The organism is Pseudomonas sp. CFBP 8771 (assembly GCF_014841695.1).
Classification (GTDB): domain Bacteria; phylum Pseudomonadota; class Gammaproteobacteria; order Pseudomonadales; family Pseudomonadaceae; genus Aquipseudomonas; species Aquipseudomonas baltica.
This window is the reverse complement of the sequence record NZ_JACYUJ010000001.1, coordinates 431459-452767: the sequence shown is the minus strand read 5'-3', so window position 1 is coordinate 452767 and position 21309 is coordinate 431459. Positions and strand designations below refer to the sequence as shown.

Genomic DNA, 21309 nt, shown 5'->3' with positions numbered 1-21309 from the left:
TGCTTGGCAACGGTCGCTCACAGTGACGAGAATTATTATCGAATGTTAATCCTTTCCATTGAGGACATTTCGTTTTGTTTCGGAACCCTAGTGAGCCTTCACTCATTACCGAACCGAAAGGAATCCAGCATGTTGCCACACCGTCACCCGCGACCCGCGAATCCAGCCCCGACAGCACCGACATTCGCCCTGAGCCGTACCTGCACCGCCGTGCACATGGCTTTGCTGTTCGGCCTGAGCGGCGTTGCGATGGGCGCCCTCGGCGAGACGCAGGAGCAGGCTGAAAAAGCTCGCACAGCGCCCGACAAAGGCAGCCTGGTGCTGTCCGAGACCACTATCGAAGGCACCCAGGACACGCTCGGCACCCTGATGCCCGAGTACGCCGGCGGACAAGTGGCAACCGGTGGGCGGGTCGGCCTGCTCGGCAACAAAGACATCATGGAGACGCCTTTCAGCACCATCAGCTACACCGACAAATACATTCGGGACAGGCAGGCCAAGGACATCACCGACGTGATCGCCGCCACCGACCCGTCGGTGTTCAACAACGGTATCAAGGGCACCTACGGCGAGAACTATTCGATCCGCGGTTTCGGCGTGAGCGTCAGCGACATGACCGTCGACGGCCTCTACGGCATGGCGCCCTTCTACCGGGCATCGCCGGAAATGTACGAGCGTATCGAAGTGCTCAAGGGCCCCTCGGCGCTGCTCAATGGCATGCCACCGGGCGGCTCGGTGGGCGGGATCGTCAACCTGATTCCAAAACGCGCTGGCGATACCCCGCTGACGCGTCTGACCGGCACCTACCAATCGGATGCGCAGTTCGGTGGGCATCTGGACATCGGTCGACGCTTCGGCGAAGGCAACCAGTTCGGTGTGCGCTTCAACGGTGTCTACCGTGACGGCGATACCGCCACCGATGACCAGTCGTCGCGCAACGTGCTGTCGTCGCTGGCGCTGGACTGGCGCGGCGAGCGCGCCCGGCTGTCCGTCGACCTCTTCGACGCCGACGATCGTGTCAACGGTCAGAACCGCGGCATTGGCCTGGCTGCCGGCGTCGGCATTCCCAAGCCGCCGAAAGCGGGAACGCTGCTCAACCCTGACTGGGCCTACGTCGAAACCAAGGACAAAGGCGTCATCCTGCGCGGCGAGTACGACCTCAGCGACGCCGTGATGGCCTACGGTGCGGTGGGCACCAGCAAAACCCATTACCAATACAGCGGAGCCATATCCTCGGCCGTGATCAATGCGGCGGGTGATTTCAGAACGACCATGGGGCTGCTGAAAACCGAAATCGAGAAAACCTCGGCCGAGGTCGGCCTGCGTGGTCATTTCGATACGTTCGGCATCAATCACCAGTGGTCGGTGAACGCTACCCAATACAGTGACAAGGAAAAAAACTTCGGTCTTCGTGCGGTCCCCAATTCAATCGTGACCACCAACATCTACCACCCTGTCTGGGGAGCAAAATCGCCCGAGTCCTGGCCGCCGGTTTCGCACACCGAAAACGACCTGAAGAGCTACGGCATAGCCGACACCCTGTCGATGTTCGACAATCGTCTGCAGGTCACTGCGGGTGTACGCCGTCAGGAAGTGGTCACCGATACGTTCAGCGTCGTCACCGGCGCGCGCAACCGACCCAATTACGATACCCATGCCACCTCCCCTGCAGGCGCCATCCTGTTCAAGCTCACCGACAACCTGTCGCTGTATGCCAACTACATCGAGGGCCTGAGCAAGGGTGCCTCGGCGCCTGCGAGCGCCGCCAACGCCGGTGATGTGTTCGCGCCGTTCAAGTCCAAGCAGAAGGAAGTCGGCCTCAAGCTCGATCTGGGCACTTTCACCCACACCCTGGCGGTGTTCGAGATCAAGCGCCCGAATGCCTACACCGACCCGGCCACCAATATCTATTCGTTCGGCGGTGAACAGCGCAACCGCGGCGTGGAGTGGGGTTTCTTCGGCTCGCCGATGATGGATGTGCGGCTGATGGGCGGTGTCGCCTACGTCGACCCGGAAGTGACCAAGAGCGCCGGTGGCGCCACGGACGGCAAGAAGGCCACCGGTTATCCCAAACTGCAGGGCAAGCTCGGCATGGAATGGGACACCCCCCTGCTTGAAGGCCTGACGCTGACCGCCAATGCCACGGCGGTTTCCGAGCAATACATCAACGCCGACAACAGCCTGTCCGTCCCCGGCTACACCCTCTTCGATGCCGGTGCGCGTTACACCACGCACGTCTCCAACAAACCCGTGACGTTGCGTGCCAACGTGCGCAACCTGACCGACAAGGATTACTGGGGGATGCCGCTCACTCAGAGCCTGGGGCTGGGCGCTCCGCGCACTTATGAGCTGTCGGCCAGCGTAGACTTCTAGAACCAGGCCGGCCCGTCGGCAGTCGCTTCCCTGGGCGCAGGTCAACGTGCCGGCCCAGGGCCTTTTCGCGGCCACCGGCCGCGCCTACGAGGGCGCTGCTCGTTGGGTGGGAGCGGCCGTTCGCAGGCTCGACGCGTCGCAAATGAACTTGTGACCAGACGCGGTTACAGTCACTCTCTGTAGATCCCAGTCTACCGAGCCCTACAACCGCCATGACCCGCCAGCCCCTCGCTTTCCCCTCCCGGGGCCCAACCGATCACAGCGTTCGCGATCAGATCGTCGAGGCCGCCATGGCCCACTTCGGCCATTACGGCTATGACAAGACCACGGTATCGGACCTTGCCAAGGCCATCGGCTTTTCCAAGGCCTACATCTACAAGTTCTTCGAATCCAAGCAGGCCATCGGCGAAATGATCTGCGCCAGCCGGCTGGCCATGATCATGGCCGTGGTCGACCAGGCCATGGGCGAAGCCAGCAGCCCGTCCGACAAGCTGACGCGTCTGTTCAAGGCCGTGGTGGAAGCCGGCAGCGAGCTGTTTTTCCATGATCGCAAGCTCTACGACATCGCCGCTGTCGCGGCGCGGGACAACTGGCCCTCGGCGGCGGCACACGGCCAACGCCTGCATGGGCTGATCGAGCAGATCCTGCGCGAAGGCAGAGAAACCGGCGAGTTCGAACATCAGACACCTTTGGACGAAGCGAGCCATGGGATCTTTCTGGTGATGCGGCCCTACATCAGTCCAGTGCAGCTGCAATACAACCTCGAGAGCGCCTCGCTCGCCGCCGCGCAACTGCCCGCCTTGATACTGAGGAGCCTGGCACCCTGATATGTGACCATTGACTGATTTGGTCACTAGTATCAGAATCGGATTCTTTCTACCCGCTTGCGTAAGGAATCCCATGTCTCGGCTTCGCGCTCCTGTGCTTGGCATTTGCCTGCTGCCTGTGCTTCTGACCGCCTGCGACGGCCAGCCCAGCACTGTCGACCCGCGCACGCAGCCACCTTTGGTGAGGGTGATCGAGGCCGGCCATGCAACGGATGTCGACCGCGCGTTTACCGGTGTGGTGGCAGCGCGCGTGCAAAGCGACCTGGGCTTTCGAGTGGGGGGCAAGGTCGTGGAGCGTTTCGTCGATGCTGGCCAGTCGGTCAGCCGCGGACAGCGGTTGATGCGACTCGACCCCGCCGACCTGGCACTGCAGTCCAACGCCCGCGAGCAAGCCGTGGCCGCCGCCCAGGCGCTGGCCACGCAGACTGCGAACGATGAGCGGCGCAATCGCCAACTGGTTGCCAGCGGCGCCATTTCCGCTGCCAACTACGACCGCTTCAAGTCAGCGGCCGACACTGCCCGAGCCGATCTGGTAGCACTGCAGGCGCAGGCAGCCGTGGGCCGCAACGAAGCGAGCTACGCTACCCTGACCGCGGATTCCGACGGTGTGGTCGTGGCCACCCTGGCCGAACCAGGCCAGGTCGTGAGCGCCGGACAACCTGTGGTGAAGCTGGCCAAGGCAGGCCTGCGCGAAGCGGTCGTGCAACTGCCCGAAACCCTGCGGCCGGCGCCGGGCAGCACTGCCCAGGCCAGGCTGTTCGGCAGTTCCGGCAACAGCGTCAGCGCCGCGCTGCGACAACTGGCCGACGCTGCCGACCCGCTGACCCGCACCTTCGAAGCGCGCTATGTGCTGAACGGCGAACAGGCCAATGCGCCGCTGGGCTCGACCGTGACCCTTGCCATTGCCCCGACGCCTTCGCTAGCCGACGCCCTGAGCGTGCCCATGGCCGCCATTCACGACCCAGGCAACGGGCCAGGTGTGTGGATCGTCGCGGGCACGCCGGCGGTGATCGCATGGCGGGCAATCCAGGTCGTCGGCCTGGGAGATGACACAGCCACGGTGCGCGGCGTGCTTCCAGGTGAGCGGTTGGTTGCCCTGGGCCCGCACCTGCTTCATGAGGGCGAGGAAGTGCTGCTGGCGCCGCAGGATCTGCGCGTCCAGGCCGGGTCTCAGCCTTGAGCGGCAGTCGCTTCAACCTGTCCGCCCTCGCCGTGCGCGAGCGGTCGGTGACGCTGTTCCTGATTTTCCTGATCGCCATCGTCGGCACCCTGTCGTTCTTCAAGCTGGGCCGCGCCGAGGATCCGCCGTTCACGGTAAAGCAGATGACCGTGATCACGGCCTGGCCCGGCGCGACCGCGCAGCAGATGCAGGACCTGGTGGCCGAGCCTCTGGAGAAGCGTCTGCAGGAGTTGAAATGGTACGAGCGCAGCGAAACCTACACCCGACCGGGCCTGGCCTTCACCCTCCTGTTTCTGCAGGACAAGACGCCGCCTGCTCAGGTCGAGGACGAGTTCTACCAGGCACGCAAAAAGCTCAGCGATGCGGCCAGTAGCCTGCCGGCCGGGGTGGTCGGCCCCATGGTCAACGATGAGTTCGCCGACGTCACCTTCGCCCTGTTCGCGCTCAAGGCGCAAGGCGAGCCGCAACGCCTGCTGGTGCGTGAAGACGAATCACTGCGTCAGCGCCTGCTGCACGTACCCGGGGTGAAGAAGGTCAATATCATTGGCGAGCAGTCCGAACGGATCTTCGTGTCCTTTTCCCATGAGCGCCTGGCGACGCTGGGCGTTTCGCCGCAGGACATCTTCGCCAGCCTGAACGGACAGAACAGGCTGACCGCCGCAGGCGCCATGGAAACCCAAGGCCCTCAAGTCGTGGTACGACTCGACGGTGCCTTCGGCACGTTGGACGCCATTCGCGACACGCCCGTCATCGCCGGCCAGCGCACGCTCAAGCTGGGCGATGTGGCCACGGTTGCGCGCGGCTACGAAGACCCGGCCACGTTCATGGTGCGCCATCAGGGTGAACCGGCGCTGCTTCTCGGCGTGGTCATGCGTGATGGCTGGAACGGTCTGGAGCTGGGCAAGGCGCTGGCCGGCGAGACCGCGCGGATCAGTTCCGGGATGCCACTGGGCATGACCTTCGCGCAGGTTACCGATCAGTCGGTGAACATCGGTTCGGCCGTGAGCGAGTTCATGATCAAGTTCTTCGTCGCGCTGCTGGTGGTCATGGTGGTGTGCTTCGTGAGCATGGGCTGGCGCGTCGGCGTGGTGGTTGCGGCGGCGGTGCCGCTGACCCTGGCGATCGTGTTCGTGGTTATGGAAGCCACCGGCAAGCATTTCGACCGCATCACCCTGGGCTCGCTGATCCTGGCACTGGGGCTGCTGGTGGACGACGCAATCATCGCCATCGAGATGATGGTGGTGAAAATGGAGGAAGGCTACGACCGCATCAAGGCCTCGGCCTATGCCTGGAGCCACACCGCGGCGCCCATGCTGGCCGGCACCCTGGTGACCGCCGTCGGCTTCATGCCCAACGGCTTCGCCCAGTCCACGGCCGGCGAGTACACCAGCAACATGTTCTGGATCGTCGGTATCGCGCTGATCGCATCCTGGGTGGTGGCAGTGGTGTTCACCCCCTATCTGGGGGTGAAGCTGCTGCCGGCGATCAAGGCCGTCGAAGGCGGTCATGCAGCGATCTACGACACCCCTCACTACAACCGTTTTCGCCGGTTCCTGAGCCAGGTCATTCGCTGGAAATGGCCGGTGGCAGGCTTGGTGCTCCTGTCTTTCGTCCTGGCGATTGTGGGCATGGCACAGGTCAAGAAGCAGTTCTTCCCCACCTCGGATCGGCCGGAAGTGCTGATCGAAGTGCAGATGCCCTATGGCACGGCCATCGAGCAGACCAGCGCAGCCACCGCCAAGATCGAGGCCTGGCTGCGCCAGCAGGACGCGGCAAAGGTCGTGACTGCCTACATCGGCCAGGGCCCGCCGCGGTTCTATCTGGCGATGGCGCCCGAACTGCCGGACCCTTCGTTCGCCAAGATCGTCGTGCTGGCCGACAGCCAGGCGGCGCGCGAGGCCCTCAAGCTGAAGATCCGCGAAGCGGTAGCTGGCGGCCTGGCCCCCGAAGCGCGCGTGCGGGTGACCCAGCTGGTGTTCGGGCCCTACTCGCCCTACCCCGTGGCCTACCGCGTCATGGGGCCTGATCCGCAGGTGCTGCGCGAAATCGCCGGCAGGGTGCAGACGGTCATGCAAGGCAGCGCGATGATGCGCACCGTCAACCTCGACTGGGGGCCGCGGGTGCCGACGTTGCATTTCGTCCTCGATCAGGATCGCCTGCAGGCTATGGGCCTGAGCTCCGCTGCGGTTGCCGAGCAGTTGCAGTTCCTGTTGTCCGGGGTACCGATCACCGCCGTGCGCGAGGACATTCGTTCGGTGCAGGTGGTGGGCCGGGCTGCTGGGGAGATCCGCCTCGACCCGGCGAAAATCGGCGGCTTCACCCTCGTCGGCGGCAATGGCCAGCGCATCCCGCTGTCACAGATAGGTGCTGTCGAGGTCCGCATGGAAGATCCGCTTCTGCGCCGCCGCGATCGGGTGCCGACCCTGACCGTACGCGGCGACATCGCCGAACACCTGCAGCCGCCGGATGTCTCCAGCCAACTGACGAAAGCCCTGCAACCGATCATCGCCACGCTTCCCGACGGCTACCGCATCGAACAGGCAGGCTCCATCGAAGAATCGGCCAAGGCCACCGCGGCACTGGCGCCGCTGTTTCCGATCATGATCGCCATCACCCTGCTGATCATCATCCTGCAGACCCGCTCGATGTCAGCCATGACCATGGTGTTCCTCACCGCCCCCTTGGGGCTGATCGGCGTGGTGCCTACACTGCTGCTGTTCAACCAGCCGTTCGGCATCAATGCCCTGGTCGGGCTGATCGCGCTGTCTGGCATTCTGATGCGCAACACGCTGATTCTGATCGGGCAGATCGACCTCAATGAGAAGAACGGCCTGGAGCCCTTCCACGCCGTGGTCGAAGCCACCGTGCAGCGCGCCCGGCCGGTGCTGCTGACGGCGCTGGCGGCGATCCTGGCGTTCATTCCACTGACCCATTCGGTGTTCTGGGGCACCTTGGCCTACACCCTCATAGGGGGCACGTTCGGCGGGACGGTCATGACCCTGATATTCCTCCCCGCGATGTATTCCATCTGGTTCCGCATTCGTCCGGATACCCGTTCAACACGTCATCCAATGACAGGCTTGGAGAAACACCCATGAACAATCGACAGGGTCAGAAACGCATCGTCGTCACCGGTACCGGGCTGGTGACGCCGCTGGGATGCGGCGTCTACGAGGTCTGGCGGCGGCTGTTGGCGGGCACTTCGGGCATCAGCCCGCTGCCTGCGCACATCGGTGAAGGTACCGGGGTCGCCGTGGCCGGGCAGGTTCCCACGCTGGAGGCCGACCCGGTGGCAGGCTACGATGCGCAGGCGCTGATACCGGCCAAGGAGCGCAAGAAGATGGACCGCTTCATCGAGTTCGCCCTGGTCGCCGCGCATGAGGCGCTGTCCCAGGCCAGATGGCACCCCACCAGCGAAGCCCAGCAGCAGCGCACGGCAACCGTCATCGGCTCGGGCGTCGGCGGCTTCGGCGCGCTCGCCGGGGCCGTGCGCACGACCGACGAGCGCGGACCGCGACGGTTGTCACCGTTCACCGCGCCATCGTTCCTGGCCAACATGGCGGCCGGGCACGTGTCCATCAGCAATGGATTCAAAGGCCCCCTGGGTGCTCCGGTCACCGCGTGCGCCGCGGGCGTGCAGGCGATCGGCGATGCCGCACGGCTGATCCGCAGCGGTGAAGCCGACATTGCCATCTGTGGCGGAACCGAGGCGGCCATCGACCGCGTCACCCTGGGCTGTTTCGCCGCCGCGCGTGCGCTGTCCACGGGTTTTAACGACCGGCCGAGCGAGGCATCGCGGCCGTTCGACCAGGATCGCGACGGGTTCGTGATGTCCGAGGGTGCGGGCCTGCTGGTGATCGAATCGCTCGAACATGCGTTGGCGCGAGGCGCAACGCCGCTGGCGGAACTGGTTGGGTATGGCACCAGTGCCGACGCCTACCACCTGACGGCCGGCCCGGAAGATGGCAGCGGAGCCCGCCGGGCCATGGAACAGGCCCTGCGCCAGGGCGAGATCGACGCCCAGGATGTGCAGCACATCAATGCCCACGCGACGTCTACGCCAGTCGGCGACAAGGGTGAGCTGGCGGCCATTCGCGCCTTGTTCGGCACTCGGGCCGGCCTTGCCATCACCTCGACCAAGTCGGCCACCGGCCACCTGCTGGGCGCCGCTGGTGGGATCGAGGCCATCTTTACCGTGTTGGCCTTGCGCGATCAAATTGCACCGCCGACGCTGAACCTGCATACGCCGGACGAGGCGGCAGCCGGGCTCGATCTGGTCGGTCCGACTGCACGCAAGACAGCGATAACCTACGCCCTGTCCAACGGCTTCGGCTTCGGCGGCGTCAACGCCAGTGCATTGTTCCGGCGCTGGGAGGGCCGATAGCCGTCTGCCTACCCAATCCCCTGTGGGAGCGGGCTCTGCCCGCGAAAAGGACGCTGCGGTGAATCAGGCAGACCGCAGTGCGCCCTTCGCGGCCGATGACCGCTCCTACGGGGGGAGAAATACGCCAACCCATCGTAGGAGCGGTCCGTGGCCGCGAAAAGGACGCTGCGGTGAATCAGGCAGACCGCAGTGCGCCCTTCGCGGCCGATGACCGCTCCTACGGGGGGAGAAATACGCCAACCCATCGTAGGAGCGGTCCGTGGCCGCGAAAAGGCGCTGCGGTGAATCAGGCAGACCGCAGTGCGCCCTTCGCGGTAGATGACCGCTCCTACGGGGGAAGAAATATACCAACCCATCGTAGGAGCGGTCCGTGGCCGCGAAAAGGCGCTGCGGTGCATCTGGCCGACCGCGGCGCGCCCTTCGCGGGCAGAGACCCGCTCCCACAAGGGCGAGCGGCGCATTGATCTCACTGATGATCACTATCAAGCGCCGCGCCTCCCAGGCTGCGGCAACCCTCCCCTATAATCGCCGCCAATTCCCCCGCTCTTCACGCCTGCCCGCAGGCGACACGCCCCTTTGGAACCGATGCCCATGCCCACCCTTCACTCGGCCGCCCCCGGCCTTTCCGAACGTACCCCGCAAAGCGTCAAGCAACAGTGGCTGGCGATCCTCTCGGTCGCCGTCGGCGCCTTCGCTCTGGTGACCAGCGAATTCCTGCCCGTGGGCGTGCTCAACGATGTTGCCAGCGACCTGGGCATCAGTGCCGGTCGCGCCGGCCTGATGGTCACCCTGCCAGGGATCATGGCAGCGCTTGCTGCGCCCTTGCTGTCGGTGGGCATCGGTGCGATGGACCGTCGCTACCTGCTGACCGGCCTGACGCTGATCATGATCATCGCCAACACCATCGTGGCCTTCGCCAGCGATTTCAACGTCCTGCTGATCGGCCGCGTGTTGCTGGGCGTCAGCATCGGCGGCTTCTGGGCCACGGCCATCGCCTTGAGCGGTCGACTGGCGCCCAAGGGCGTCGGCGTGGCCAAGGCAACGTCGATCATCATGATGGGCGTGACCCTGGCCACGGTACTGGGCGTGCCCGTAGGCACCTGGCTCAGTGGCCTGATGGGCTGGCGCATGACCTTCCTGGTCACCGCGCTGGTGGGCGTGCCGGTACTGCTGGCGCAGATCTTCCTGCTGCCGCCGCTGTATCCGGACCGGGCCATTCGGGTCAGGGACCTGCCTGCCCTGTTCACCAATGCACAGGCGCGGGTCGGCTTGATCGCCGTATTGCTGATCGGCCTGGCGCACTTCGCCGCGTACACCTACGTGGCACCGTTCTTCAAGCAGAGCGCCGGCTTCGATGGGTCCACCATCGGCTCGCTGTTGCTGCTCTACGGCATGGCCGGCGTGCTGGGCAATGTATTCGCCGGCTTCGCCGCCAACCGCAGCGTGCGCAATACGTTGTTGCTGGTGGCCCTGATGATCGGCACCAGCACCGCCCTGTTCCCCCATTTCGCCACTGGTATCACCGGGGCCGCCATGCTGATAGCCCTCTGGGGCTTCGCTTTCGGGGCTTTCCCGGCCTGCGCCAGCATCTGGATGTTCGTGGTCGCGCCCAAGGATGTGGAGCGCGGCATGCCCCTGTTCGTTGCGCTGTTTCAGGTGATCATTGCCCTGGGCTCGTTCTTCGGCGGGCAGATCGTCGATCGGTTGGGCAGCTCGGTGCTGTTGAGCCTGGCCACGGCACTGGTTGGCGCAGGGTTCGCCACGGTGTTGGTGTTGGGCCGCAATGTCAGTAACAACGTGGTGGCTCAACCTGCCTGAGCCCGACTGCGCCGACCGTTGCCGGCAGGTCGTCGGCGCAGCAGCACGCTTCGCAAAAAAAGTTGAACTGCTTTTCCAGCCGTTCGCCTAATGATCAGCTTGTGAATATTCCCACAGGCACTGTGTCAATATCGGCACTTTCCCCAGAGGTGGTCAACGTGGCTAAAGACGAGAAGAAAACCAAAAGCGATGCTTCGAAAGCCAGCAAGGAAATGAAGGACAAAAAGTCGTCACCGGAAAAGAAATCCGCCGCAGCCTCAGCGCTTTCGAAGTCCTCCGACAAGGACAAGAAAGACAAGAAGAAAGACGCCGAGCCGAAGAAAACTGCCAAGAAAGCCGACAGCAAGCCTGAAAAGGCCAAGAAGTCTGACAAGGTCGAAAAAGCAGAAAAGCCTGCGAAGAAGAAAAAGTGATATCCGTTGTCTGCTAGGGCCTTGCGCCCTAGCGTCCCACCCCTCGATAGCCCTGTTCCCCCGCCAAACCTCACTTGCCTCGACGGCCAAGGCTTTATGCCAGGCTCATGCGCGCGTCTGATTCACCACCACTACGGTCAACCAGGGCATTCGATAGATCCTCACCGGCTGGGTGCGGGCGAGCATGTCGAGCATGCCGGGAATGTCATCGAGGTTGAATACGCCACTCACTGCCGTGGTCGGCAGGCTGCCCGCGATCACCAGCGAGCCAGGCAGATAGCGTTCAATGTCCGCGAACACCTCGGCCAACGGCTGGCGGTTGAAGATCAACTTGCCGCGCTGCCAGGCCGACGCGCTGCCCAGGTCCAGAGCGCCGGTCGGCGACGGCGCCGTTCCCGCAACGTATTCAAGACGCTGGGCGGCCCTCAGGGGAACCACCGCCCCGCCAGATGAAACCTTCACTTCACCCTCCGTCACCCCGACACGCACCTGTTCACCCTGCCGATCGACATCGAAGCGGGTGCCCACGGCCTGTACGCTGCCGCCCGACGCCTGCACCACGAAAGGACGCGAGGCGTCCTTGCTCACCTGGAACAGCGCTTCACCCTTGATCAGGCTGATCTCGCGCCGCGACGAGGAATAGCGAACCGATAAAGCCGAGCCGCTGTTCAACCACACCTGGCTGCCATCTTCGAGGGTCAGCGCCCGTCGCTCGCCGACCGCCGTGGCATAGTCGGCGAAATACACCTTGGCCGGCTCGCTCAATCCGGTCAGGGCCAGGGCGCCCACCCCGGCCGCCAGCGCCGCCCAGCGCAGCGGCCTGCGCGTGACCCTGGCGGGCACAACGAAGCGCTGCGCGACGCAAGTCTGGGGAAGTGCCTGCCAGATCCGCTCGGCCAGGCGTGCCGCTGCCTCGTGGTCCGCGCTCTGTCCCCGCCAGCGGGCAAAGGCGCTGCGATCCGCCTCGCTGGCTCGGCCCGATGTCAGGTGCACCCACTGCTCGATGGCCTGGTCCTCCAGGTCGACGGCAGAAGCACTCGGATGGGTGGGCTCGGTCATGATAATGGGCTCGCGGTCGTTGCCGCATAGACGTCAGTACCGTGCATTCTAAGGGCACTCCGACTGACGAAGCCAATCGCGACAATGACGCATGGCGTGCACCATGTACTTGCCTACCGAGCTTTCCGACACCCCGAGGCGTGTGGCGATCTCTGCGTGGGTAAGGCCTTCGAGGCGACTGAGCAGCAACGCCAGACGGGCATTGCTGGGCAGGCGCTGCAGGGCCTTGTCGAGTTGCTCGATGGCTTCGGCGGCAAGAAAGGAGCGTTCCGGCGAGGCCATGGGATCACAGGGTTCCTCGTCGGGCTCATCGACCTGCAGCGCGCAATAGCGCCGTTCCTGGCGCAGGCGGTCGATGGCCAGATTGCCGGCCACGCGGAAGACGAAAGCGCGGGGTTCGAGGATCTGCGCCGTGTCGGCCAGGCCAGCCAGGCGCACGTAGGTGTCCTGCGCCACGTCGGCAGCCTTTTCCACATTCCCCAAGCGCCGCGCCAGAAAGGCCAACAGGTCGGCATAGTGCTCCTGAAAGACCATCAGCAAAGGGTTGGAGTTGGGTGACACGGACATGCGCACGGCCCAGGCGATCGAGGCGCGCATCCTATCCCACTTGAGAACGGCTATCATCAGATTGGCAGATGATAATGAAAATATTTTCAATCTGGATGGCAAGGTCGGGTCACCTCGTTCGTCGTTGGAGTGAGAAGCAAGATTCTCGGGCATTCCGCCTCCATTGGCTTACGGACGTTTTCAGATGCAGGCACGTTTTCCTTCGTTCACTCCCGCTACCGGTCGCACCCTGAGCCTGGCATTGATGCTGGCCATGACGGCAGGCCTGCCACTGCTTGCGCCTTCGGCACAGGGGGCAGAAGCGACCACCGTCCTGAACCTGCAATCGGCAGAGCAGTCGCTGGATCAGGCGCTGACCCGACTGGCAGACCAGGCCAACGTGCGCCTGATCTTCAACTCCTCGGATGTGGCCAACCTGCGCGCACCGGCCCTGAAAGGCCGATACACCCTCGACCAGGCCCTGCAGACGCTGCTGCGCGGCAGCGGCTTCGGCTGGCAGATGCTCGATGCACGCACCCTGGTGCTGCAGAAGCTGCCCGCGCGCGACGATCCCGCAATGGCTCTGGGCGCCACCACCGTCAATGCCATGAACGATCTGGGCAGCAGCACCGACGGCACGGGCTCGTATACCACTGGTAGCAGCAGCACCGCCGCGAAACTCAACCTGAGCCTCAAGGACACCCCGCAGACCGTCAGCGTGGTGACCCGGCAGCTGATGGACGACAAGAAGCTCACCAGTCTGGACAAGGTGCTGGAACAAACCCCGGGCATCACGTTCCAGTACCGAAACTTCGGCGGGCATGTGTACACCTCCCGCGGTTTCTCGCTGCTGGCGGAAAGCTTTCTGGTGGACGGTGTGCCTGGCCAGGGCTATCAGATCACCGGGTGGATGAAGCCCGACACTGCCATCTACGACCGGGTCGAAGTGCTGCGCGGCGCGGCGGGCCTGCTGGTGGGCGCAGGCGAGCCCGGCGGCGCGGTGAACCTGGTGCGCAAGCGGCCGACCGCCGAACCGCGACTGACGGTACAGGCCAGCGCCGGTTCCTGGGACCGCTACCGCATGGACCTGGACGCCAGCGGCAAGCTCAACGAAACCGGCAGCGTGCGCGGCCGACTGGTCACGGCCTACGAAGACAACGGTTCCTACCTCGATGAACGCAACACCCGCACGCCGCTGGTGTATGGCATCGTCGAAGCCGATATCGACCCGGACACCACCGTGAGCCTGAGCCTGCGCCACCAGGAAAACGTCATCAACGGCTATTCGATCTACGGCCTGCCGCGCTACAGCAACGGCAACGCCCTGGACATCTCCCGCTCCACCTCCCTGGTGCAGGATTGGAACCGTCACCAGAGCGAGATGAGCGAAGCGTTCGCGGAAATCGAGCACCGCTTCAACGAGCGCTGGTCGAGCACCACCTCGGTGACCGTTTCCGAAGGCAGCTTCGATCAACAGATTGCCTATGCGCGACGCACCATCAGCCCGGTGACCAATACCGGTTCGGTGTTTCAGGCCGCACTGTTTCGCCAGGACAAGGTCACCAGCACCGGGGTGGACAGCCATGTCAGCGGCAATTTCGATGCCTTCGGCCTGACCCATGACGTCACCGTGGGCGGCACCTGGTCGCGCCAGGAGGCCAATACCCAGCAGGCCACCGCCAGCCTGGGCAACCGGCCACTGAACATTTTCAATGTCGACCACCATGCCATCGCCAAGCCTGCCAGGCCGGCATGGAGCACCGATATCGACATGACCGAGGAGCGCGCGGGCCTGTACGCCAACTCGCGGCTGCGCCTGAGCGAACCGCTGAGCCTGGTACTGGGTGGTCGCACCAGCTGGTACGACTACACCTACGACATCAAGCGCGGCGCCGCCCTGCCCTACGAATCCAAGGTGACACGCAAGGTCACCCCCTACGCCGGCGTGATCTACGACATCAGCGACGACTGGGCGTGGTATGCCAGCTATGCGGAAATCTTCAATGCCCAAGGCAACTACGTCGATACCAGCGGTACGCCGCTTTCACCCTCCGAAGGCGACAACTACGAAACCGGCATCAAGGGCACGCTGTTCGATGACCGCCTGAACCTGTCGATGGCGCTGTTCTACATCAAGCAGACCAACGTCGCTCTGGTCGACCTGGCCAATACCAACTGCACCAGCAACGACTCCGAGGGCACCTGCTACGTCAACGGCACCATCAAGCGCAGCAAGGGCGTCGACCTGGAAGCCAGCGGCGAGATCCTGCCAGGCTGGCAGGTGTTCGGTGGCTACACCTTCAACCTGCTGCGCAACAATACCGAAGACGTCGAGGTGGCCTACGAGACGCCCAAGCACATGCTGCGCCTGCAGACCAGCTACAACCCGCCCGGTGCCTGGGACCGGCTGACCGTCGGTGGTGGCGTGTCGGCGCAGTCCTACTACAAGGCCTCGTCGACCACCGGGCTGGACTTTGGCAGTCAGGGGTATGCGATCTGGGATGCGCGCGTGGCCTGGAAGCTGGACGAGCACTGGAAGGTGCAGCTCAACGCCGAGAACCTGTTCGACAAGCGTTACTACACCACTGCGGTAGCGGTCGACCGCTCGAACGTGTTCGGCGAGCCACGCAGCTACATGCTGACCCTGCGAGGCGATTTCTGATCGCGTCGACCTGGGGATCAGGGCGCTGAACGGCTCCCTGCGCCGCTCCCTGGGCTGGCTGCACACCTGGTGCGGCCTGGTCTGCGGCTGGCTGCTGTGCGTGATCTTCCTCACCGGCTCGTTGAGCGTGTTCCGCGAACCCATCACCCGCTGGATGGAGGCGCAGCCGATCGCCCCACTCTACACCGGGGAGCCGCTGGATCAAAGCTCTGCTGCCTGGCAAGCGCAGCGCTACCTGGCTGCACACGGCGCCGGTGCGCGGCTGTGGCGGGTGCAGCTGCCGACCTCTGCGGGCGAGGCCGTGCACCTGCTGTGGCGCGACGCAAGCGGCACCCGGCAGATCGCTCTCGACCCTGCGAGTGGTACACCGGTGATGTCGCAAGCACTGCGCAAGACCGAAGGCGGCCGGCATTTCATGTCGTTCCACTACATGCTGCAACTGCCGGTGCTGGGCTTCTGGATCGTCGGCGCGCTGACCGTCGGTTTTCTGGTTGCACTGGTATCGGGGGTCGTGATTCACCGACGCATCTTCGCCGACTTCTTCACCTTCCGACCAGGCCGCGGGCCGCGTGCCTGGCTCGATGCACACAACGCCGCGGCCGTGCTGACGTTGCCGTTCCAGTTGATGATCGCCTACACAGGCCTGTGCATCTTCGCCAGCAGCTACATGCCGTGGCCGGTGCACGCCGTGTACGGCTCGAATGACGGTGCCCATGCACGCTTCAGCGCCGACCTGGCGCCACAGGCTCCGGCTGTGCGCAACACTGCGCGGCTCGACACCCGGGCTCCTGCGTGGGAGCAACTGCTTGAACAGGCCCGCGGACTGACCGGGCAGCCAGCGCAGATGCTGTTGGTGGACAAGCCCGGTAGCGCGAGCGCCAGCGTACGCGTCATCGGTCGTGCCGACCCCGGTCAGCCGTCGTCCCATCTGTTCACGCCCCAGGCCAGCGTGCTGTTCGACGCGGCCAGTGGCGACGTGCTGCAAGTCAGGCTGCCTGACCCGGACAGCGTGTCCATGGGCGCACGCATCGAAGGCGTGATGCGCTCCCTGCATTTTGCCGATTTCGGCAGTTGGGCATTGAGAGGGGTGTACTTCGCCAGCGGCCTGCTGGGCACGCTGATGATGGTCGCCGGCACGCTGCTGTTCTCGATCAAGCGGCGGATCAAGGGGCAGCACGAATTCGGTGCTGCGACCCAACGCTTCTATCACTGTGTCGAAGCGCTCAACGTGGCGTGCAGTGCGGGCATTGGCGTGGCGTGCTGTGCCTACTTCTATGCCAACCGGCTGCTGCCACTGCAGCTGCAGGATCGGGCCAACTGGGAAATACGCTGTTTCCTGCTGATCTGGCTGGCGACCCTGCTGCACGCATTGTGTCGGCCGCGCAACCGCGCATGGGCCGAACAGCTCGGCTTGGGGGCGCTGCTGTGCCTGTGCCTGCCGCTGCTCAATCACTGGACCACGGGGCAGAACCTGTGGCGCTACGCTGTCGCCGGCGACTGGCAGCGCGCAAGCGTGGAAGCGGTAGCGCTGGGTTGCGGCGCGCTGCTGGCAGGGGTGCTGATGAAGCTGCGACGGCGTCATCAGCGGCAGCGCCTGATGCCTTAGCCGGATCAAAGCCGGTTCAGCCCGCCGCAAAACTGTATACCATATGCACTCAATCCCTCGAATGACCCAGCATCGTGGCCCAGACCAAACTCAACGCGCCGGACCTCGGCAATTCTCCCTCGACGTCGGAGATCATCACCCGGCACCTGCGCGACGCGATCGTTGCCGGGCATTTTGCCGAGGACGAACCGATCCGTCAGGACGACATCGCCCGCCAGTTCAATGTCAGCAAGATCCCCGTTCGCGAAGCGCTCAAGCGCCTCGAAGCCGAGGGTCTGGTCATGTTCCAGCGCAATCGCGGGGCGATGGTCACGCGCCTGTCGGAGTCGGAGCTGGCGCAGATGTTCGAAGTGCGCATGCTGCTCGAAGACAAGGTGCTGCGCCTGGCCATTCCGAACATGACCGAGGCCACTTTTACCCGCGCCGAGAGCATCTGCCGCGAGTTCATCGGTGAAACCGACGTGGGCCGCTGGGCCGAGCTGAACTGGGCGCTGCACGCCTGCCTCTACGAGCCCGCGCAACGGCCGTTCCTGGTGGGGATGATTCGTTCGGTCAACGACAAGCTGGAGCGTTACCTGCGCATGCAGATGAGCCTGTCGGCCGGCAAGGATCGCGCCGACCACGAACACCGGGAGATTCTCCAGGCCTGCCGCGAGCGCAACGTGGAGCTGGCCGTGCGCCTGCTCGACGAACACATCGCCGGCGTCTGCCAGACCCTGTTCGAGCATCTGCCAAGCGCCCGCTGAACCCTGGCACTGTGCCGAATTCGTCATTTTCACGGGCTAAATAGCTCAAGCCGCAGAGGGCTATCTGCGCCATTCTAAGGGTCACTTTACCGACCCGACGAGTGGCCCCATGACCCGCATCCAAGTGATCGACTCGCACACCGGTGGTGAACCCACCCGCCTGGTGATCGACGGTTTTCCCGAGCTGGGCACCGGCAGCATGGCCGAGCGCAAGCAATTGCTCGCCGAGCGGCATGATGCCTGGCGCGCCGCTTGTGTACTGGAGCCGCGGGGCAGCGATGTGCTGGTAGGCGCACTGCTGTGCACGCCGGTAGACCCGAACGCCTGCGTCGGAGTGATCTTCTTCAATAACACCGGCTACCTGGGCATGTGCGGCCACGGCACCATCGGCTTGATCGCCTCGCTGGCCCACCTGGGCCGAATCGGGCCGGGCGTGCACGCCGTCGAGACGCCGGTCGGCACCGTCCAGGCCACGCTGCACGAGGACGGTGCGGTGAGCGTGCGCAATGTGCCGGCCTATCGTTACCGCAAGGACGTCGCCCTGCAGGTGCCGGGCATCGGTTCGGTCACCGGCGACATCGCCTGGGGCGGCAACTGGTTTTTCCTGATCGCCGAGCATGGCCTGGCGGTCAGCGGTGACAACCTCGACGCCCTGACGGCCTACACCGTCGCCGTGCAGCACGCGCTGGAGGATCAAGGCATACGCGGCGAGGACGGCGGGCTGATCGACCACATCGAGTTGTTCGCCGAAGACCAACGGGCCGACAGCCGCAACTTCGTGCTGTGCCCCGGCAAAGCCTACGATCGCTCGCCTTGCGGAACCGGGACCAGCGCCAAGCTGGCGTGCCTGGCCGCCGACGGCAAACTGCAGCCCGGGCAGATCTGGCGTCAGGCCAGCGTCATCGGCAGCGAGTTCGAGGGTTCATATGAAGCCATGGAACACGGCAGCGACGGGCCCGTTGTGCCGACCATTCGCGGCCGCGCCTACATCAGCGCCGAAGCCACACTGATCCTGCAGGCCGACGACCCCTTCGCCTGGGGTATCCGCTTGTGAACCCCACGGCCGTGGCCGACGCCATCGTCATCGGCGCAGGCATCGTCGGCGCTGCCTGCGCCCAGGCCCTGGCCAAGCGCGGGCTGAGCGTACGGGTGCTGGACGCCGGCACGCCGGGTGCCACGGCCGCCGGCATGGGCCACCTGCTGGTGCTCGACGACAACGCGGCGGAACTGGCCTTGAGCCAATATTCGCTGCAGCGCTGGCGCGACATCGCCGGGTCGTTGCCCAACGGTTGCGCCTACCGCAGCAACGGCACCCTGTGGCTGGCCGCCAACGATGAGGAAATGGCCGCTGCCGAGCACAAGTTCGAGGTGTTGCGCGAGCATGGCGAGGCCTGCGAAATCCTCGCTGGCAACGCCCTGCGCGAGCGCGAACCGTTGCTTCGCGAAGGGCTGGAGGGTGGTCTGTTGATCAAGGGGGACGGCATTGTGTATGCGCCGGCGGCCGCCCAGTGGATGCTCGACCATCCGTTGATCCGCCAGCAACGCGCTAAGGTCACCGAGGTAGACGGCAACCGTGTGCGTCTGGCCGACGGCCAATGGCTCAGTGCTGGCATGGTGCTGTTGGCCAACGGCATCCAGGCCACCGAGCTGTGCCCCGAGCTGCCGATCCAGGCCAAGAAAGGCCATCTGGCGATCACCGACCGCTACCCCGCGCAGATCACTCACACGCTGGTGGAACTGGGCTATGTCACCAGCGCCCACAACGCCAGTGGGCCGTCCACGGCCTGCAACATCCAGCCGCGCCCGACCGGACAACTGTTCATCGGCGCCTCGCGGCAATTCAACACCACGGATCCCGACGTCGAAGGCTGGATGCTCGCCAAGATGCTCCGGCGCGCGGCAGAGTACGTGCCTGCGCTGAACACGCTGAATGTGATTCGTGCCTGGACCGGTTTTCGCGCCGCCAGCCCGGATGGCTTGCCCCTGGTGGGCGAGCATCCCCAGCGTCCGGGCCTGTGGCTGGCGGTGGGTCATGAAGGCCTGGGGGTGACCACTGCGCCGGCGACCGCCGATTTGCTGGTGGCGCAACTGTTCGACGAATCACTGCCGCTGGCGGCAACGCCCTACCTGCCGCAACGTTTTCTTGGAGGGTCCAGCCATGCTTGAGTTGACGGTCGATGGACGCACGCTGCAGGTGGCGGTCGGCACCAGCGTCGCTGCGGCACTGGCGATGGCCGGTGATGGCTGCACGCGCACCTCGGTCAGCGGCCAACGGCGCGCGCCGCTGTGCGGCATGGGTATCTGCCAGGAATGCCGTGTGACCATCGACGGCGCGCGGCGCCTGGCGTGCCAGACGTCCTGCCGCGACGGCATGCAGGTACGGAGCCTGCCATGATCGAGCACGTCGATATTCTCATCATCGGTGCCGGGCCGGCGGGCATCCATGCGGCGCTGGCAGCGGCAGCCAGCGGCCTGCGCATCGTGTTGCTGGACGACAATCCGTTGCCCGGCGGGCAGATCTGGCGCGATGGCCCGCAGGCCTCGCTGCCCACCCAGGCCACACGGCTGCGCGAGCGCCTGCAGGCGTGTGCCAACGTGCAGATCCAAGGTTCCACTCGAGTGATCGCCCGGCCGGCGCCCCATCAGTTACTGGTGGAGAGCGACCAGCGCGGCTGGATCATCGGCTATGCAAAGCTGATTCTGTGCACCGGTGCCCGCGAGTTGCTGCTGCCCTTCCCCGGCTGGACGCTGCCTGGCGTGACCGGTGCCGGTGGCCTGCAAGCGTTGATCAAGGGCGGCCTGCCCGTTGCGGGCGAACGCGTGGTGGTTGCCGGCAGCGGCCCGCTGCTGCTGGCCAGCGCGCACAGTGCAACGAAGAACGGCGCACGGATCCTGCGCATCGCCGAGCAGGCCAGCACTCGCGCCGTGGCAGGATTTGCCACGCAGCTGCCACGCTGGCCCCATAAATGGCTGCAGTCGTTGCAACTGTTTTCGCCCGCCTATCGCACCGGCAGCCATGTGCTGGCCGCTCTGGGTGACGACCGCCTGGAAGGCGTACGACTGATGCAACAGGGCCGAATCAGGGAACTGCCCTGTGACCGGCTGGCCTGCGGCTTCGGCCTGGTGCCCAACACGCAGCTGGGCGAGGCCTTGGGCTGTGCGCTGCATGACCGGGCCATCGCCGTCGATGCCTGGCAGGCGAGCAGCCTGGCGGACCATTTTGCCGCAGGCGAATGCACCGGCTTCGGCGGCAGCGAGCTGGCCTCGGTGGAAGGCAGCATCGCCGGACACGCCGCCGCTGGCGACCAGGCGGCGGCGCAGCGGCTTTGGCCGCAGCGGGCCCGTTGGCAAGGCTTCGCCGCCGTGCTGAACCGGGCATTTGCCCTCGATCCTGCGCTCGCTGCCCTGTGCGCGCCGGACACCCTGGTCTGCCGCTGCGAAGACGTGCCGTTTGCAGCGCTTGCCGCCCATTGCGATTGGCGCGAGGCCAAACTCGCCACCCGCTGCGGCATGGGCGCTTGCCAGGGGCGGGTATGCGGCGCCGCCACCGCGCACCTGTTCGGCTGGCAACCCTCGGCACCGCGACCGCCCTTCAGCCCGGCACGGATCGAGACCCTGCTGCGCCTCGACGGCCACCCGCCCGCCTGAACCCCGCCCTGCTAAACACAGTGTCCGGGCTTTGCGCAGCAGCCCGG

The 21309-nt window shown here is 65.1% G+C and carries 16 protein-coding genes; 14 read left to right on the top strand and 2 right to left on the bottom strand.

What is annotated here, in order from left to right; translation table 11 throughout:
- The first annotated feature begins 129 nt into the window (after nucleotides 1-129).
- The 7 genes from IFT80_RS02055 (at nucleotide 130) to IFT80_RS02025 (ending at nucleotide 10995) form a co-directional block, all read left to right on the top strand.
- Nucleotides 130-2373, top strand: coding sequence for a TonB-dependent receptor (locus tag IFT80_RS02055; RefSeq protein WP_244652272.1), 2244 nt, complete (start codon nucleotides 130-132; stop codon nucleotides 2371-2373).
- Between the two features lie 212 nt (nucleotides 2374-2585).
- The gene (locus tag IFT80_RS02050) at nucleotides 2586-3200 is read left to right on the top strand and encodes a TetR/AcrR family transcriptional regulator (RefSeq protein ID WP_192136622.1); all 615 of its coding nucleotides are present in this window, start codon (nucleotides 2586-2588) and stop codon (nucleotides 3198-3200) included.
- A gap of 73 nt (nucleotides 3201-3273) precedes the next feature.
- Nucleotides 3274-4380: an efflux RND transporter periplasmic adaptor subunit gene (locus IFT80_RS02045; protein ID WP_192136621.1), complete on the top strand. Its 1107-nt coding sequence runs from the start codon at nucleotides 3274-3276 to the stop codon at nucleotides 4378-4380.
- On the top strand, nucleotides 4377-7478 hold the full coding sequence (locus IFT80_RS02040; RefSeq protein WP_192136620.1) for an efflux RND transporter permease subunit: 3102 nt from the start codon (nucleotides 4377-4379) through the stop codon (nucleotides 7476-7478). The genes IFT80_RS02045 and IFT80_RS02040 overlap by 4 nt, the downstream gene beginning before the upstream one ends.
- A complete protein-coding gene (fabF, locus tag IFT80_RS02035) occupies nucleotides 7475-8764 on the top strand; it encodes a beta-ketoacyl-ACP synthase II (RefSeq protein WP_192136619.1) in 1290 nt (429 codons plus the stop codon). The genes IFT80_RS02040 and fabF overlap by 4 nt, the downstream gene beginning before the upstream one ends.
- A gap of 591 nt (nucleotides 8765-9355) precedes the next feature.
- Nucleotides 9356-10582: an MFS transporter gene (locus tag IFT80_RS02030; RefSeq protein ID WP_185793584.1), complete on the top strand. Its 1227-nt coding sequence runs from the start codon at nucleotides 9356-9358 to the stop codon at nucleotides 10580-10582.
- Between the two features lie 149 nt (nucleotides 10583-10731).
- A complete protein-coding gene (locus IFT80_RS02025; RefSeq protein WP_163007615.1) occupies nucleotides 10732-10995 on the top strand; it encodes a hypothetical protein in 264 nt (87 codons plus the stop codon).
- A gap of 105 nt (nucleotides 10996-11100) precedes the next feature.
- Here the strand turns inward: IFT80_RS02025 and IFT80_RS02020 are convergent, their stop codons facing one another.
- Both IFT80_RS02020 and IFT80_RS02015 read right to left on the bottom strand, forming a co-directional pair.
- The gene (locus tag IFT80_RS02020) at nucleotides 11101-12054 is read right to left on the bottom strand and encodes a FecR family protein (protein WP_192136618.1); all 954 of its coding nucleotides are present in this window, start codon (nucleotides 12052-12054) and stop codon (nucleotides 11101-11103) included.
- A 48-nt stretch (nucleotides 12055-12102) separates the two neighbouring features.
- On the bottom strand, nucleotides 12103-12651 hold the full coding sequence (locus tag IFT80_RS02015) for a sigma-70 family RNA polymerase sigma factor (RefSeq protein WP_244646842.1): 549 nt from the start codon (nucleotides 12649-12651) through the stop codon (nucleotides 12103-12105).
- Nucleotides 12652-12805: 154 nt separating this feature from the next.
- Between IFT80_RS02015 and IFT80_RS02010 the strand changes: the two genes are divergently transcribed.
- The 7 genes from IFT80_RS02010 (at nucleotide 12806) to IFT80_RS01980 (ending at nucleotide 21262) form a co-directional block, all read left to right on the top strand.
- Nucleotides 12806-15262 (top strand): TonB-dependent siderophore receptor, encoded by a 2457-nt coding sequence (locus IFT80_RS02010; RefSeq protein WP_244652270.1) that lies wholly within the window; start codon nucleotides 12806-12808, stop codon nucleotides 15260-15262.
- Nucleotides 15255-16868: a PepSY-associated TM helix domain-containing protein gene (locus IFT80_RS02005; RefSeq protein WP_342214332.1), complete on the top strand. Its 1614-nt coding sequence runs from the start codon at nucleotides 15255-15257 to the stop codon at nucleotides 16866-16868. The genes IFT80_RS02010 and IFT80_RS02005 overlap by 8 nt, the downstream gene beginning before the upstream one ends.
- Nucleotides 16869-16942: 74 nt before the next feature.
- Nucleotides 16943-17614: a GntR family transcriptional regulator gene (locus IFT80_RS02000; protein ID WP_122478581.1), complete on the top strand. Its 672-nt coding sequence runs from the start codon at nucleotides 16943-16945 to the stop codon at nucleotides 17612-17614.
- 109 nt (nucleotides 17615-17723) lie between these two features.
- Entirely contained in the window at nucleotides 17724-18668 is a 945-nt protein-coding gene (locus IFT80_RS01995; protein ID WP_192136617.1) for a 4-hydroxyproline epimerase, read from the top strand.
- Entirely contained in the window at nucleotides 18665-19780 is a 1116-nt protein-coding gene (locus tag IFT80_RS01990; protein WP_192136616.1) for an FAD-dependent oxidoreductase, read from the top strand. Before IFT80_RS01995 ends, IFT80_RS01990 begins: the two co-directional genes overlap by 4 nt.
- The gene (locus tag IFT80_RS01985) at nucleotides 19773-20009 is read left to right on the top strand and encodes a (2Fe-2S)-binding protein (protein ID WP_192047320.1); all 237 of its coding nucleotides are present in this window, start codon (nucleotides 19773-19775) and stop codon (nucleotides 20007-20009) included. Before IFT80_RS01990 ends, IFT80_RS01985 begins: the two co-directional genes overlap by 8 nt.
- Nucleotides 20006-21262, top strand: a complete 1257-nt coding sequence (locus tag IFT80_RS01980; RefSeq protein WP_192136615.1) for an NAD(P)/FAD-dependent oxidoreductase — start codon at nucleotides 20006-20008, stop codon at nucleotides 21260-21262. Before IFT80_RS01985 ends, IFT80_RS01980 begins: the two co-directional genes overlap by 4 nt.
- Nucleotides 21263-21309 lie beyond the last annotated feature (47 nt).

What these genes read in the sequence shown, in the direction of transcription:
- IFT80_RS02055 (WP_244652272.1), top strand. Translation starts at nt 130, where the DNA reads ATGTTGCCACACCGTCACCCGCGACCCGCGAATCCAGCCCCGACAGCA.
- IFT80_RS02050 (WP_192136622.1), top strand. Translation starts at nt 2,586, where the DNA reads ATGACCCGCCAGCCCCTCGCTTTCCCCTCCCGGGGCCCAACCGATCAC.
- IFT80_RS02045 (WP_192136621.1), top strand. Translation starts at nt 3,274, where the DNA reads ATGTCTCGGCTTCGCGCTCCTGTGCTTGGCATTTGCCTGCTGCCTGTG.
- fabF (WP_192136619.1), top strand. Translation starts at nt 7,475, where the DNA reads ATGAACAATCGACAGGGTCAGAAACGCATCGTCGTCACCGGTACCGGG.
- IFT80_RS02030 (WP_185793584.1), top strand. Translation starts at nt 9,356, where the DNA reads ATGCCCACCCTTCACTCGGCCGCCCCCGGCCTTTCCGAACGTACCCCG.
- IFT80_RS02020 (WP_192136618.1), bottom strand. Translation starts at nt 12,054, where the DNA reads ATGACCGAGCCCACCCATCCGAGTGCTTCTGCCGTCGACCTGGAGGAC.
- IFT80_RS02015 (WP_244646842.1), bottom strand. Translation starts at nt 12,651, where the DNA reads ATGCGCGCCTCGATCGCCTGGGCCGTGCGCATGTCCGTGTCACCCAAC.
- IFT80_RS02010 (WP_244652270.1), top strand. Translation starts at nt 12,806, where the DNA reads ATGCAGGCACGTTTTCCTTCGTTCACTCCCGCTACCGGTCGCACCCTG.
- IFT80_RS01995 (WP_192136617.1), top strand. Translation starts at nt 17,724, where the DNA reads ATGACCCGCATCCAAGTGATCGACTCGCACACCGGTGGTGAACCCACC.
- IFT80_RS01985 (WP_192047320.1), top strand. Translation starts at nt 19,773, where the DNA reads ATGCTTGAGTTGACGGTCGATGGACGCACGCTGCAGGTGGCGGTCGGC.
- IFT80_RS01980 (WP_192136615.1), top strand. Translation starts at nt 20,006, where the DNA reads ATGATCGAGCACGTCGATATTCTCATCATCGGTGCCGGGCCGGCGGGC.